Origin of the sequence: Herbaspirillum sp. NPDC087042 (genome assembly GCF_044745245.1) — a bacterium.
Taxonomy (GTDB): Bacteria; Pseudomonadota; Gammaproteobacteria; order Burkholderiales; family Burkholderiaceae_D; genus Herbaspirillum.
Map to the genome: position 1 here is coordinate 66968 of NZ_JBIUZW010000008.1, position 14108 is coordinate 81075.

Below are 14108 nucleotides of genomic sequence, written 5' to 3' on the forward strand. Positions count from 1 at the left end.
TGGAGGCCTGCGCACGCAGATGCGCCCTCGGGATTGCAAGCCGAGGTTTACGGCGCACTTACTTCATCCACCGGAACTACTCCAATGTCCATCAAACACCTTTCGATCAAGGCACAACTCGCCATTGCTGTCCTTGTGCTTTCCACCCTCCTGGTCGCCATTGGCGTCTCCGGCCTGATGGGGATGTCGGCGGCCGTGAGCATCAACCGCCAGCTCTCCGAAGAGCGCATTCCCAAGACCGTGGCCGCCGACAATACCCTGATCTGGATCGGCCGCCAGCGTACCTCGCTGGACCAGGCCGCGCTGACCAGCGATGCCGCCTGGGCCGAGCGCATGGCTGGCATGGATGCCAATGCCCGCAAGGAAGCCCTGCAATGGTGGGCCAAGTACACCGCGCTGCCGCAGACCGAAGAGGGGCGTGCGCTGGTGAAGAAGGTCTCGGAAGGCATCGACAAGACCGAGCAGGAGCTGACCCGCTTTGCCGAGGTCATCAAGACCGGTGATCGCCAGGCCATCGGTGACCAGGCGCGCAAGGTCGGTACCATCTATACCGCCATGCAGCTGGATGGCCAGGCCCTGAGCAAGTACGAGACCGAGCAGGCAAGCCAGAGCCTGGAAGCGTCGGCGGCGCGCTATGAGGCCTCGCGCATCTTCACCATCGTCGCCATCGTGGGCGGTCTGCTGCTGGCCTTCTTCAGCTGGTGGTCGCTGCGTCGCGCCATTGGCGAGCCCATGCAGCGTGCCTTGAAGCACTTCGATGCGATTGCCGGCGGCGACCTGACCCAGCCGGTGCAGGTGCATTCCAAAAACGAGATGGGCCAGCTGCTGGACGGCCTCTCGCGCATGCAGGACAGCCTCTCGCGCACTGTGCGTGCGGTGCGCGGCGGCAGCGAAGCGATCGCCACAGCCACCCGTGAGATTGCCTCGGGCAACCTGGACCTGTCCTCCCGCACCGAGCAGCAGGCGGCCTCCCTGGAAGAAACCGCTTCCAGCATGGAAGAGCTGACCAGCACCGTGAAGCACAACGCCGACAATGCCCGCCAGGCCACGGCGCTGGCGGTCAACGCCTCCACCATCGCCGCCGATGGCAATGCCGTGGTGGGCCGCGTGGTGCAGACCATGGAAGAGATCCGCGAGAGTTCGGCCAAGATCACCGACATCGTCAGCATCATCGACGGCATCGCCTTCCAGACCAATATCCTGGCCCTGAACGCGGCCGTGGAAGCCGCCCGCGCGGGCGAGCAGGGGCGTGGTTTCGCGGTGGTCGCAACAGAAGTGCGCGCGCTGGCGCAGCGCTCCTCCAGCGCCGCCAAGGAAATCAAGGAACTGATCATGCACTCGGTGGACCGGGTCCAGGCCGGTTCCGAGCTGGTGGGCCAGGCTGGCGACACCATGAGCGATGTCATCAATGCCGTACAACGCGTGACCGACATCATGAGCGAGATCTCGTCGGCCTCCAACGAGCAGAGCGCTGGCATCGACCAGGTCTCGCGCGCGGTGACGCAGATGGACGAAGCCACCCAGCAGAACGCCGCCCTGGTGGAAGAGGCCAGCGCCGCCGCCAAGTCGCTGGAGCAGCAGGCGCAAGGCCTGATGCAGGAAGTGGCGATCTTCCGCGTCAGCGGCGCCGAAGCGCCCCGTGCCGCCTACACGGCGCCTGCCTCCGCACCCAAGGCCGCGCCACGCCCGGCGACGGCCCCCGCCAAGCCGGCGCCCGCACTGAAGCGCCCGGCACCAGCGGCGCCCGCCCAGGCCAAGCCGGCGCCGCGTGCCCTGCCCAGCAGTGATGATGGCGACTGGGAAACCTTCTAAACCCGGCGCTCACCCGTACTAACAAAAATCGCCGCGACCAGGCTATGCCGGTCGCGGCGATTTTATTAGTAACGCTGGGAGGGGGGGAGTACGCTCAGCGCGGATGCTGCTTGCCTGCCGTGGCCAACAGTTCCGGCGCGATCACGGCCTTGAGGTAGTTGGTGGTCACGTCGCCCCGTTCACGCTGGGCGATCCACCAGACATTGGCCTTGCGCAGCGACCATTCCTGCGCCTGGCCGGCAATCAGTTGCGCCGCCACCAGGCCCAGCGTGGGCTGGTGGCCCACGATCAGGACCGGCTCACGGCTGTCGGGCCAGTTGGCCGCGCGCAGCAGGTCGGCGGCGCTCATGTTGGGGGCCAGGTCGGCGTGCACCTTGTACTTGCGCTTCAAGGCTTCCACCGTCTGCAGGGTCCGCGTGGCGGGGCTGACCAGGATGCGGCAGCTTTCGGGCAGGTTGCGGTCCAGCCATTCGGCCATCTTGGCCGCCTGCTTGTGTCCCTTGGGCGTGAGGGCGCGTCCCTCGTCGGGTTCGCCCAGTTCTGCCTCTGCATGCCGCCATAAAATCAGCTCCATCTCAGCTCCTTTGCGCAAAATCCTGCGGGTCCTTACTCGTCGGGTGGTGTGGCCGGGATGCCCAGGGTGGTCATCAGGTGTTGCTGGGCGTTGAAGCTCTGCGCCTTGCTGCGCGGCTTCTTGAGCGTATAGCCGCCATTGACATCCAGGTGCCAGGAATGGGTGTTGTCCTTCAGGTAGGGATTGAGCCCTTCCGAGATGACCCGCTTCTTCAAGGTCTTGTCCAGCACCGGGAAGGCCACTTCGATGCGGCGGAACAGGTTGCGGTTCATCCAGTCGGCGCTGGCCAGGTAGACATCATGGGCCAGGTCATTGCGGAAGTAATAGATGCGCGAGTGTTCCAGGTAGCGGCCGATGATGGAGCGCACCTTGATGTTCTCGGACAGGCCACGCACGCCCGGTCGCAGCGCGCAGGCGCCACGCACGATCAGGTCGATCTTCACGCCGTCGGCCGAGGCGGCGTAGAGGGCGCGGATCACCGACTCGTCCAGCAGCGCATTCATCTTGGCGATGATGCGCGCGGGCCGGCCTTCGCGGGCGATCTGGGCCTCGTTGCGGATGGCGCGGATGATTTCCTTCTGCAGCGAGAACGGCGCCAGCCACAGGTGTGACAGGCTGCGCGGCTTGGTCAGGCTGGTCAGGTGGATGAAGACCTCGTTGACTTCGGCGGTGAGCTCCTGGTTGGAGGTCAGCAGGCCGAAATCGGTATAGAACTTGGTGGTGTTGGGGTGGTAGTTGCCGGTGCCCAGGTGCGCATAGAAGCGCAGGCCGCGCTCCTCGCTGCGGATCACCAGCGCCAGCTTGGCATGGGTCTTCAGACCGACCACGCCATACACCACCTGGGCGCCGGCCTGCTCCAGCTTGACTGCCCAGTTGATGTTGGCTTCCTCGTCGAAGCGCGCCATCAGCTCCACGATCACCGTCACTTCCTTGCCATGCTGGGCGGCGTAGATCAGGGCTTCCATCAGGTCCGAGTTCATGCCGGTCCGGTAGATGGTCTGCTTGATGGCCAGTACCTTGGGATCGTGGGCGGCGCTGCGGATGAAGTCGACCACCGGCTGGAAGGACTGGAAGGGGTGGTGCAGCAGCACGTCCTTGCGATCCAGCGCGGCGAAGATGCTTTCGTTGGCCAGGTGCGGCGGCAGGGTGGGCGAGAACGGCGGGAAGCGCAAATCGGGCAGGTCCACCAGATTGACGATCTCGCTTAAGCGCACCATGTTCACCGGCCCCTGGACGGCATAGAGGCGGTTGCGCTCGATATTGAACTGGTTCAGCAGGAAGTCGGCCAGGTGGGCCGGGCAGTTGCTGGCCACTTCCAGCCGCACGGCCACGCCGAACTGGCGGCTTTGCAATTCGGTCTCCAGCGCCTGGCGCAGGTTCTTGACCTCTTCTTCATCGACCCACAGGTCGCTGTTGCGGGTGACCCGGAACTGCGAATAGGCAATGATCTCGCGACCCGGGAAGAGGTCGGCGATATGCGCATGGATCACCGAGGAGAGCAGGCAGAACGAGCAACTGCCCTTGGGCGAGAGGTTGGCCGGCAGCTTGATGACGCGCGGCAGTACCCGGGGCGCCTTGACGATGACCACGGCAGTGCCGCGACCGAAGGCATCCTTGCCCGAGAGCTCGATGATGAAATTGAGGCTCTTGTTGTGGACCTGCGGGAAGGGATGGGCCGGATCCAGGCCGATGGGCGTCAGCAGCGGCCGCACATTCTGCTCGAAATAGTGCTTGACCCAGGCACGCTGGGCCTCGTTGCGGTCTTCATGGCGCAGCAGGTGCACACCGTTCCTGGCCAGCTGCGGCAGGATCTCTTCGTTCAGCAACTGGTACTGGCGCGTCACGATGCGGTGGCATTCGGCGCTGGTGCGCTCCAGCGCGGCACGCAGCTCGGGCGGATCGATGTTCTCGCCCTCGATGCGGTTGGCCAGCAGGCTGGCGATGCGCACTTCAAAGAATTCGTCGAGATTGCTGCTGCAGATGCACAGATAGCGCAGGCGCTCCAGCAAGGGCACGCTGGCGTCTTCGGCCTGGGCCAGTACGCGGCGGTTGAAGGCCAGTTGCGACAGCTCGCGGTTCAGGTAAATCGTATTAGCGGGAAGTTCAGGTTGGGGGCTGCTTTCCGGTTTTGCTTTTCTGATCATCAATGGTCCCTGTCCATCCACTTTGTGCCGGCAGTGTATTTAGGATGTATGACGAGTTTATGACAAGTATCGTGAGTGTTTGTCACATTTTTCTCATTATGAGAGAAGAAATTTTTGATGACAAAATCACATTTATCTTTTAAACGATTTAGCCCAATCCTCCATGACACGAATCTGTCAGGAAAAATCCCTTCCAGAAAGGACGCGGGTTTGCGGGCAGGGAAGGGCGCCTGCCAGGGCGTATTTGATTGTCATCGGATCAACACTGACACCCATGTCACAAATCTGCCGTCACTGAGCCGAATGACAAGTTCGGGTCATAAACTCGTCACATTAGCTGGTTAAAGTTCGCCCTGTCTCAGAAGTCATCCCTCCAATCGTGATGTTTCTCGGTGACGTTCCTCTCTCAAAATCATAGGAGTAGTTGAAATGGGGTTTAACCAATTGATTAAATCTGTTGCAGTCGCAGTGGCTGGCGCTTTCGCATTCAGCGGTGCCGCTCATGCAGCAGAAATCACCGGCGCTGGCGCCTCCTTCCCGTACCCGGTCTATGCCAAGTGGGCCGAGCTGTACAAGACCGCCACCGGTAACAGCCTGAACTACCAGTCCATCGGTTCGGGTGGTGGTATCAAGCAGATCAAGGCCAAGACCGTCGATTTCGGCGCTTCCGACGCCCCCCTGGCCCAGGCCGAACTGGCTGAAGCCGGTCTGACCCAGTTCCCGGCCGTGGTTGGCGGCGTGGTGCCGGTGGTCAACCTGGACGGTATCACCCCCGGCCAGATCAAGCTGTCCGGCCAGGTGCTGGGAGACATCTATGCTGGCAAGATCGTCAAGTGGAACGCCGCTGAAATCGCTGCCCTGAACCCGGGCGTGAAGCTGCCGGCCGAAGACATCACCGTGGTCTACCGTTCGGACGCATCGGGCACTTCCTACGTGTTCACCTCCTACCTGTCCAAGGCCAACGCTGACTTCAAGGCCAAGATCGGTGCCGGTACCGCCGTCAAGTGGCCCACCGGCGTGGGTGGCAAGGGTAACGAAGGCGTCGCCGCCAACGTGCAGAAGGTCAAGGGCGCGATCGGCTACGTCGAATACGCCTACGTGAAGAAGAACAAGCTGAACTTCACCCAACTGAAGAACAAGGATGGCAACTTCGTCTCCCCGGACGATTCCTCCTTCAAGGCTGCTACCGCCCACGGCGACTGGGCCAAGACCCCTGGCTTCGCAGTTGACTTCACCGACGCATCGGGCAAGGAATCGTGGCCGATCTCCAGCGCCACCTTCATCCTGCTGCACAAGGAGCAGGCTGGTGACGGCGCCAAGGCCAAGGAAGTCCTGAAGTTCTTCGACTGGGCCTACAAGAACGGCGGCAAGGTTGCTGCTGACCTGGACTACGTGCCGCTGCCGGAATCGGTCACCAAGCTGGTGGAAGATTCCTGGAAGAGCAACGTCAAGGACAGCGGCGGCAAGGCAGTCTGGTAATCCAGCACCAGGTCGCGCCGGGCTGACAAGGCCCGGCCAGCAAGCTTCTTCCTACGGAGCACACGGGTCATCGCAGCGAAAACGAGCAACTCTGGAGAGCAGAGCATTCGCAGCGATGGCCCGTTTCAATGGTGAACTCAAATGAGCGCTAATTATTCCACCACGGCAATGTCGAATACCGAAGTCAAAAAATCCCCGACAGAGACTGAAAGTGCGCAGGTCGCGCGCGAGAAGTTGATGGCCGTCATGCGCCGCCAGCGTCTGCAGGATTTCTTTTTCCACAAGATCACCCTGATCTTCGCCCTGTCCGTGCTGTTCATGCTGGGCGGGATCATCGTTTCCCTCTTCATCGGCGCCGCGCCTGCCTTCCAGGCCTTCGGTCCGGGCTTCATCACCCGCGTGGAGTGGGATCCTACCAATGAACAATTCGGCGCCATGATCGCCATCGTCGGCACCCTGTCGACCTCGATCATCGCTCTGCTGATCGCCTTCCCGGTCAGCTTCGGCATCGCCCTGTTCCTCACCGAAATCTGCCCGGCCAAGCTGCGGCGCCCGCTGGGCACCTGCGTGGAACTGCTGGCAGGCGTGCCCTCCATCATCTACGGCATGTGGGGCCTGTTCGTGTTCGCGCCGCTGTTCTCAGAATACGGCCAGCCTTTCCTGAAGGCCACGCTGGGCCAGATTCCGGGCGTGGGCGTGCTCTTCTCCGGTCCCACCATGGGCATCGGCATCCTCACCGCCGGCCTGATCCTGTCGGTGATGATCATCCCCTTCATCTCCTCGGTGATGCGCGACGTGTTTGAAGTCGTGCCTGCGGTGCTGAAGGAATCGGCCTACGGCCTGGGCTGCACCCGCTGGGAAGTGGTGCGCAAGGTCGTGCTGCCCTACACCAAGACCGGTGTGGTCGGCGGCGTCATGCTGGGCCTGGGCCGCGCACTGGGCGAGACCATGGCTGTCACCTTCGTGATCGGTAACTCGCACCGCCTGTCCTGGTCGCTGTTCTCGGCCGGCAACTCGATCGCCTCCACCCTGGCCAACGAGATCGCCGAAGCCTCCAGCAAGCTGCACGTGTCCTCGCTGTTCGCCCTGGGCCTGATCCTGTTCGTCATCACCTTCATCGTCCTGTCCGCCGCCAAGATCATGCTGATGGGCATGGCGCGCAAGGAAGGAGCCAAATAATGAACCAGACCGTACAAGCTACCGGCGCCGACGCCACCAAGGCACAGGCCATCAACCCCGTCTACCGCAAGCGCCTGATGCAGCATCGCCTGGGCATGCTGTTCTCCTTCCTGGCCATGGGCATGGGCCTGTTCGTGCTGGCCTGGATCCTGCTGACCCTGGTGTTCAAGGGCGTGGCCGCACTGAACCTGGGCCTGCTGACCGAGAACACCCCGGGTCCGGGTGACGCCGGCGGCGGTCTCCTGAACCCCATCGTCGGCAGCCTGATGATGGTCGGCCTGAGCACCCTGATCAGCACCCCCATCGGCATCCTGGCCGGCGTCTACCTGGCCGAGTATGGCGAGGAGAGCAAGCTGGCCCAGGTGACCCGCTTCGTCACCGACATCATGCTGTCGGCACCCTCGATCGTGATCGGCCTGTTCATCTACGCCATCTACGTGGCCAATGTGAACCACTTCTCGGGCTGGGCCGGTACCTTCGCCATCTCGCTGATCGCTATTCCCGTGGTGGTGCGTACCACCGACAACATGTTGAAGCTGGTCCCCAACGGCCTGCGCGAAGCGGCCTTCGCCCTGGGCGCGCCGCGCTGGAAGGTCGCCATCATCGTGCGTCTGCGTGCGGTCAAGGCGGGTGTCGTCACCGGCGTGCTGCTGGCCGTGGCGCGTATCTCGGGCGAGACTGCACCGCTGCTCTTTACCGCACTGAACAACCAGTTCTTCAGCACCAACATGAACCGTCCGATCGCCAACCTGCCGGTGGTGATCAACCAGTTCGCCATGAGCCCCTATGACAACTGGGTCTCGCTGGCCTGGGGCGGCGCCCTGCTGATCACCTTCAGCGTGCTGCTGCTCAACGTGCTCTCGCGTACCCTGTTCAAGCAACAAATCCCCGGCTAATTCTCCAAGTGACCGACATGACTACTGCTCATCAAATGGCAAGCCAGACTCAGACCGCACCCGCCAGCGCCGCTGCGGCCAAGAAGGCCACGATCGAAATCTCGCAACTGAATTTCTATTACGGTGGATTCCAGGGCCTCAAGAACATCAACCTGAACATCTTCGAAGGCAAGGTGACCGCCTTCATCGGTCCCTCGGGCTGTGGCAAGTCCACGCTGCTGCGTACCTTCAACCGCATGTATGACCTGTACCCCGGCCAGCGCGCCGAGGGCAAGATCATCTATGCCGGCAACAACATCCTCGAACCTGGCCAGGATCTGAACATGCTGCGCGCCAAGGTGGGCATGGTGTTCCAGAAGCCGACCCCGTTCCCGATGTCGGTCTACGACAATATCGCCTTCGGTATCCGCCTCTATGAAAACCTGCCCAAGGGCGAGATGGACGAGCGCGTCGAATGGGCCCTGAACAAGGCCGCCCTGTGGGGTGAAGTCAAGGACAAGCTGCACAAGAGCGGCCTGTCGCTCTCTGGCGGTCAGCAACAGCGCCTGTGTATCGCGCGCGGCGTGGCCGTCAAGCCGGAAGTGCTGCTGCTGGACGAGCCGACCTCGGCGCTGGATCCGATCTCCACGGCCAAGGTGGAAGAGCTGATCGGTGAGCTGAAGAACGACTACACCATCGCCATCGTGACCCACAACATGCAGCAAGCGGCCCGTTGCTCCGACTACACCGCCTACATGTACCTGGGCGAGCTGGTGGAGTTCGGCGAGACCGACCAGATCTTCATGAATCCGGTGCGCAAGGAAACCCAAGACTACATCACCGGCCGCTTTGGCTAGTAGGGTACGGCCTGGGCTACTGCGCATCCCGATCTCTGCGCTGCGATGCTCGCCGTACCCCAGTACGGCTGCGCTTCTCCCGCAGACCTCGGGATTGCTCGCTACGCCCATGCCGCACCCCACAGAGTAGTCAGGGAATGAATTCTTTATATAATTTTTCTTTTAGGGACGTCTCATGAACGGCGATCACTCCTCTAAACAATATGACCAGGATCTGGAACAGATCCGCTCCAAGGTGCTGGCCATGGGCGGCATGGTGGAGCACCAGTTCCAGGATGCGATTGCAGCCTTCCGTAGCGGTAACCTGGAAGTCGCTCATCGCGTCATGAAGGACGACGAGGCCGTCAATCGCCTGGAAGTCGAACTCGATGACGCCTGCAGCCACCTGATCGTGCGTCGCCAGCCGACCGCCAATGACCTGCGTACCGTCATGGCTACCATCAAGATCATCACCGACCTGGAACGCGTGGGCGATGAAGCCACCAAGATCGCCCGTACCGCCATCCACCTGCACAAGCGCGGTATCGGCCTGGTGTCGCATTACGAGACCGTGAGCCTGATCGCCGAGCAGGCCATGGACCAGCTGCGCAGCGCCCTGGATGCCTTCGCCCGCCTCGATGACCAGCAGGCGCTGGAACTGATCAAGGCCGATGAACGCATCGACCATGGCTTCCGTTCCATCACCCGCAGCCTCATCACCTTCATGATGGAAGATGCCCGCACCATCTCGGGTTCCATCGATACCCTGTGGGTGGCCAAGGCCATCGAACGCATCGGCGACCATGCCAAGAACATCGCCGAGTACGTTGTCTACGTGGTCGGTGGCAAGGATATCCGCCATACCGACTTCGGTTCGGCCAAGGCCCTCCAGGACGACGAAGACTAACAAAAAGGCACCGGATGACACGCCCCGGGGGAGGGACGCGTCATCCCGGATTGCGGAGGGGAGACCCGCGATACTGCTGAGAGCCAGAAAACATGACCACTATCCTGATCGTCGAAGACGAACCCTCGATCGCTGAACTGATTGCCTTTACCCTCAAGGAGGCGGGCTGGTCCAGCTTCGTCGTCTCCAATGCGGCCGCTGCCTGGGACTTCGTCCAGCATCGCGCGCCGCAGCTGGTGCTGCTGGACTGGATGTTGCCAGACCGCAGCGGCCTGCACCTGCTTTCGCGCATCCGTGCCGATCGCCAGTTGCAGCAGCTGTCGGTGATCATGCTCACCGCCAAGAGCATGGAAGAAGACAAGATCGCCGGCCTCGACAATGGCGCCGACGATTACATCACCAAGCCCTTCTCGCCGCGCGAACTGACCGCGCGCATCAAGGCGCTGCTGCGCCGCAAGAGTCCCGAGCATGCCCAGGAAGTGATGTCGGCCGGGCCCATCACGCTCGATCCGGCCAGCTGCTCGGTGAGCCTGTCGGGCGGGCGCATCGATATCGGCCACGCGGAGTACAAGCTGCTCAAGTTCTTCCTGGCCCATCCGGATCGCGTATTTTCGCGCAGCCAGCTGCTCGACCGCGTCTGGGGCGACCATGTGGTGATCGAGGAGCGCACTGTCGACGTCCACGTACTGCGCCTGCGCAAGGCCCTGCGTGACGCCGAGTACCTGATCAAGACGGTGCGCAGCGTCGGCTACATGCTCTCTACCAAATAAGCCCGCGCACGCCTTATTCAGGCGACAATACCCCTTCGGGCGCGCGGGCGCCCCCTTGATCTGTCTGCGATATCAATGAGTCCACAACTGCTGTTCTGGATTCCTGCCGGTTTGCGCCTGGTGTTATGCCTGGCCGGTGCAGGAGTCGTCGGTTTCTTCTTCGGTCCCATCGTCGGCCTGTCGGTGGCGGTGCTGGGCGTGGGGGCGATGATGGTCACCCACCTGCATTACCTGCTGCGCCTGTCGACCTGGCTGGATGATTCGGGCCAGTCGCGCCTGCCCGACGGCTGGGGCGCGTGGACCGACGTGTATGCGCGCCTGTATCGCATGCGTCGTACCGATGAAAAGAACCAGGCCGAGCTGGCCGAGTGGCTGGCGCGCTTCCGCCAGGCGATGAGCCTGTTGCCCGATGGCGTGGTGATCATGGACGACGTGCTCTTCCTTGAATGGTGCAATCCTGCCGCCCAGCAACACCTGGGCCTGAAGCAGGAGCGCGACAAGGGCATGCGGGTAACCAACCTGATCCGCAATCCGGCCTTCATCGACTACATCATCCTGGGGCGTTACGAGCAGCCGCTGACCATGTCGCTGCACGAGCGCAAGCTGATCATCCAGATCATTCCCTTCGAGAACCGTCGCCAGATCCTGGTGACCCACGATGTGACCGAGTCGGAGCGTATCGACATGATGCGACGCGACTTCGTGGCCAATGCCTCGCATGAGTTGCGCACGCCCCTGACGGTCATCAACGGCTTCCTGGAGATCGCCCTGGCCCAGCCCAACCTGGATGAGAGCATCCGCACCGCGCACCTGAAGCTGATGACCGAACAGGGACAGCGCATGCAGAACCTGATCGACGACATGCTGACCCTGACGCGCCTGGAATCGATCGACTATCCCTTGCGCTCCGAGGTACTGAAGGTGCGTCCGCTGCTGGAGCGCATCGCCGAGGAAGGTCGCGCCCTGTCGGGTGGCAAGCACGAGATCCGCCTGTTCGTCGACGGCCCCGACCTGAAGGGCAATGCCGATGAATTGCGCAGCGCCTTTACCAACCTGGTCACCAATGCCGTGCGCTATACCCCCGAGGGCGGCGTCATTACCCTGCGCTGGCAGAACGACGAGCAGGGCGCGCATTTTGCGGTGCAGGATACCGGCATCGGCATCAGCCCCGAACACATCTCCCGCCTCACCGAGCGTTTCTACCGGGTCGACAAGAGCCGCTCGCGCGAGACCCAGGGCACCGGCCTGGGCCTGGCGATCGTGCGCCACGTGCTGCTGCGCCATCACGCCACCCTGGACATCGCCTCGGTACCTGACCACGGCAGTACCTTCACGGTGCATTTCCCCAGCACCCAGACGATCGAGGATTTTGTGGCGCTGCACTAAGGCCGATCCAAGGCCGATGTTGAAAAAAAGGATGCTGCGGCATCCTTTTTTTTGTCCATCGCGACGCTGCGGCGTATAGTCGGAACGGGAGATTGAAAACGCCAGCGAGCAAAAAAGAAAACGAAAAAAATGGCGAGCGCAAGCCGGTACACACTAGGTAAAAATACGAATACCTGGCGCACTGGCTTGTTGGCAACAATAGCGCTGCGAGAGTACCGGCTCCCGAGACCAAGACCAGCACCAAGACTGCATCCGCGGCCTGCCCCTTGCGTGGCCGGCCCGGGTGGCGGGCCGCTCTCCGATAAACCGCCGCTGGCACTGCCCACAGGCATTTTCCTCCGAGAGAACAACATGCGTTATTTTGCCAACATGAAGATAGGCCGTCGTCTGGCGCTGGGCTTTGCCGTCATCCTGGCCGCCGCCAGCGTGGTCGTGGCCCTGTCGATCTGGCGCCTGGCCGGCATTGCCACGGCCACCGAATCGATGATGCAGGTGCCGCTGACCAAGGAGCGCCTGGTCTCCGACTGGTACCGTACCATCCATACCAGTGTGCGCCGCACCACGGCCATCGCCAAGAGCAGCGACCCCAGCCTGGCCGCCTTCTTCGCCGACGATGCGGCCAGCGCCACGCGCATGTCCACCGAGCAGCAGAAGGCCATCGAGGCCCTGCTCAGCAGCGATGCCGAGAAAGACGTCTTCGCCCGGCTCTCCGCCGTGCGCAAGGACTACATCAAGTATCGCGATGCCATCACCAAGGCCAAGGCCGATGGCCAGGCCGAGGAGGCCGGCAAGATCCTGGCCGGTCCCTATGACGTGGCAGCCAAGGGCTACCTGGATCTGCTGCAGCAATTGCTCAACCTGCAACGCGCCGGCATCGACCAGATCGCCGTCCACATCCAGGAGGTCTACCATCAAAGCCGCAACCTGATGCTGGCGCTGGCGGTCTTGCAGGTGGTCCTGGGCTGGCTGTTTGCGCGCAGCCTGGCACGTGGCATCACGCGTCCCCTGGAACGCGCGGTCGGTGTGGCCGAAGCCGTGGCCGCAGGCGACCTGACCACGCGCATCGATGCGGCACTGGCCAGCCAGCGCGACGAGACCGGCAAGCTCATGCATGCCCTGCAGGCGATGACGGGCAACCTGGCGCGCATCGTCGGCCAGGTGCGCAGCGGCACCGATGCCATCGCCACGGCGTCGCGCGAGATCGCCACCGGCAACCTGGACCTGTCGGCACGTACCGAGCGCCAGGCCGGTGCCCTGGAAGAAACCGCCTCGGCCATGGAAGAGCTGACCTCGACGGTGAGCCAGAACGCCGACAACGCGCGTCAAGCCAACCAGCTGGCGGCGTCGGCCTCGGCCGTGGCGCAGCAGGGCGGGGAGGTGGTGGGGCAGGTGATCGCCACCATGGGCTCCATCAACGAATCCTCACGCAAGATCGTCGACATCATCAGCGTCATCGATGGCATTGCCTTCCAGACCAATATCCTGGCCCTGAACGCCGCCGTGGAAGCGGCCCGTGCCGGCGAGCAGGGGCGCGGTTTTGCCGTGGTGGCCTCCGAGGTACGTTCGCTGGCACAGCGCTCGGCCTCCGCCGCCAAGGAGATCAAGGAGCTCATCGATGATTCCGTGGCCAAGGTGGGCTCGGGCAGCGAGCTGGTGGTTCGCGCCGGCAGCACCATGGATGAGGTAGTCACCAGCGTGCGCCATGTGGCCGACATCGTGGCCGAGATCAGTTCGGCCAGCGGCGAGCAGAGCGATGGCATCAGCCAGGTCAACCTGGCCATCAACGACATGGACCAGACTACCCAGCAGAATGCCGCCCTGGTGGAACAGGCCGCCGCCGCCGCCGAGGCCATGCAGGAGCAGGCGGGGCGCCTGTCGGAGGTGGTCAGCCAGTTCAAGCTGCAGGCCCAGGACCAGGCGAGCTTCGGTACGGCAGCACTGGCACAGGTGGCCGCGGTAGATATCACGCCACCCCGCCCAGCCTTGCAGCACTGAGATTCAGCCCGCCCGGCGGGCTGGCCAGGACAGGGCGGACCACTTCGGTGGTCCGTTTTTTTTCGTCCATTGCCATGACGGCGTTACGGCGTTGTTGGTCAGGAAATTCCCGATGGCAACGAGGTGCTGAAAATTTCATCATGGGCATCGT

11 protein-coding genes are annotated in these 14108 nt (G+C 62.7%); 9 read left to right on the plus strand and 2 right to left on the minus strand.

The annotated features are described in order from the left end of the window. The first annotated feature begins 84 nt into the window (after window positions 1-84). Complete coding sequence (locus tag ACIPHN_RS12620; protein WP_400436589.1) at window positions 85-1812, plus strand: methyl-accepting chemotaxis protein; 1728 nt, start codon at window positions 85-87, stop codon at window positions 1810-1812. Window positions 1813-1906: 94 nt separating this feature from the next. Here ACIPHN_RS12620 and ACIPHN_RS12625 read toward each other — a convergent pair whose 3' ends face one another. Both ACIPHN_RS12625 and ppk1 read right to left on the minus strand, forming a co-directional pair. Continuing rightward, on the minus strand, window positions 1907-2386 hold the full coding sequence (locus ACIPHN_RS12625; RefSeq protein WP_400436591.1) for a SixA phosphatase family protein: 480 nt from the start codon (window positions 2384-2386) through the stop codon (window positions 1907-1909). A 32-nt stretch (window positions 2387-2418) separates the two neighbouring features. After that, window positions 2419-4530, minus strand: coding sequence for a polyphosphate kinase 1 (gene ppk1 / locus ACIPHN_RS12630; RefSeq protein WP_400436593.1), 2112 nt, complete (start codon window positions 4528-4530; stop codon window positions 2419-2421). Between the two features lie 429 nt (window positions 4531-4959). Here ppk1 and pstS point away from each other — a divergent pair, with 429 nt between their 5' ends. The 8 genes from pstS to ACIPHN_RS12670 all read left to right on the plus strand — a co-directional run bounded on the left by pstS (window position 4960) and on the right by ACIPHN_RS12670 (window position 13957). Beyond that, window positions 4960-6009, plus strand: a complete 1050-nt coding sequence (gene pstS / locus ACIPHN_RS12635; RefSeq protein WP_400436596.1) for a phosphate ABC transporter substrate-binding protein PstS — start codon at window positions 4960-4962, stop codon at window positions 6007-6009. Between the two features lie 168 nt (window positions 6010-6177). Continuing rightward, window positions 6178-7188, plus strand: coding sequence for a phosphate ABC transporter permease subunit PstC (gene pstC / locus ACIPHN_RS12640; RefSeq protein WP_400436897.1), 1011 nt, complete (start codon window positions 6178-6180; stop codon window positions 7186-7188). Further along, window positions 7188-8084 carry a phosphate ABC transporter permease PstA gene (gene pstA / locus ACIPHN_RS12645; protein ID WP_400436597.1) on the plus strand — a complete coding sequence of 299 codons (897 nt, stop codon included), beginning with the start codon at window positions 7188-7190 and terminating at the stop codon, window positions 8082-8084. Before pstC ends, pstA begins: the two co-directional genes overlap by 1 nt. Window positions 8085-8119: 35 nt before the next feature. Beyond that, window positions 8120-8920 (plus strand): phosphate ABC transporter ATP-binding protein PstB, encoded by an 801-nt coding sequence (gene pstB / locus ACIPHN_RS12650; protein WP_400436600.1) that lies wholly within the window; start codon window positions 8120-8122, stop codon window positions 8918-8920. A 175-nt stretch (window positions 8921-9095) separates the two neighbouring features. Next, window positions 9096-9806 (plus strand): phosphate signaling complex protein PhoU, encoded by a 711-nt coding sequence (gene phoU, locus ACIPHN_RS12655; RefSeq protein ID WP_400436602.1) that lies wholly within the window; start codon window positions 9096-9098, stop codon window positions 9804-9806. 92 nt (window positions 9807-9898) lie between these two features. Then, complete coding sequence (locus ACIPHN_RS12660) at window positions 9899-10576, plus strand: response regulator (RefSeq protein WP_198981945.1); 678 nt, start codon at window positions 9899-9901, stop codon at window positions 10574-10576. Between the two features lie 75 nt (window positions 10577-10651). Beyond that, a complete protein-coding gene (gene phoR, locus ACIPHN_RS12665; RefSeq protein ID WP_400436605.1) occupies window positions 10652-11962 on the plus strand; it encodes a phosphate regulon sensor histidine kinase PhoR in 1311 nt (436 codons plus the stop codon). A 351-nt stretch (window positions 11963-12313) separates the two neighbouring features. Continuing rightward, window positions 12314-13957 carry a methyl-accepting chemotaxis protein gene (locus ACIPHN_RS12670; protein WP_400436607.1) on the plus strand — a complete coding sequence of 548 codons (1644 nt, stop codon included), beginning with the start codon at window positions 12314-12316 and terminating at the stop codon, window positions 13955-13957. The last annotated feature ends 151 nt before the right edge of the window (window positions 13958-14108 follow it).

Excerpts from the sequence above, each read along its gene's own strand:
- ACIPHN_RS12620 (WP_400436589.1), top strand. The coding sequence starts at position 85 with ATGTCCATCAAACACCTTTCGATCAAGGCACAACTCGCCATTGCTGTC.
- ACIPHN_RS12625 (WP_400436591.1), bottom strand. The coding sequence starts at position 2,386 with ATGGAGCTGATTTTATGGCGGCATGCAGAGGCAGAACTGGGCGAACCC.
- ppk1 (WP_400436593.1), bottom strand. The coding sequence starts at position 4,530 with ATGATCAGAAAAGCAAAACCGGAAAGCAGCCCCCAACCTGAACTTCCC.
- pstS (WP_400436596.1), top strand. The coding sequence starts at position 4,960 with ATGGGGTTTAACCAATTGATTAAATCTGTTGCAGTCGCAGTGGCTGGC.
- pstC (WP_400436897.1), top strand. The coding sequence starts at position 6,178 with ATGTCGAATACCGAAGTCAAAAAATCCCCGACAGAGACTGAAAGTGCG.
- pstA (WP_400436597.1), top strand. The coding sequence starts at position 7,188 with ATGAACCAGACCGTACAAGCTACCGGCGCCGACGCCACCAAGGCACAG.
- pstB (WP_400436600.1), top strand. The coding sequence starts at position 8,120 with ATGGCAAGCCAGACTCAGACCGCACCCGCCAGCGCCGCTGCGGCCAAG.
- phoU (WP_400436602.1), top strand. The coding sequence starts at position 9,096 with ATGAACGGCGATCACTCCTCTAAACAATATGACCAGGATCTGGAACAG.
- ACIPHN_RS12660 (WP_198981945.1), top strand. The coding sequence starts at position 9,899 with ATGACCACTATCCTGATCGTCGAAGACGAACCCTCGATCGCTGAACTG.
- phoR (WP_400436605.1), top strand. The coding sequence starts at position 10,652 with ATGAGTCCACAACTGCTGTTCTGGATTCCTGCCGGTTTGCGCCTGGTG.
- ACIPHN_RS12670 (WP_400436607.1), top strand. The coding sequence starts at position 12,314 with ATGCGTTATTTTGCCAACATGAAGATAGGCCGTCGTCTGGCGCTGGGC.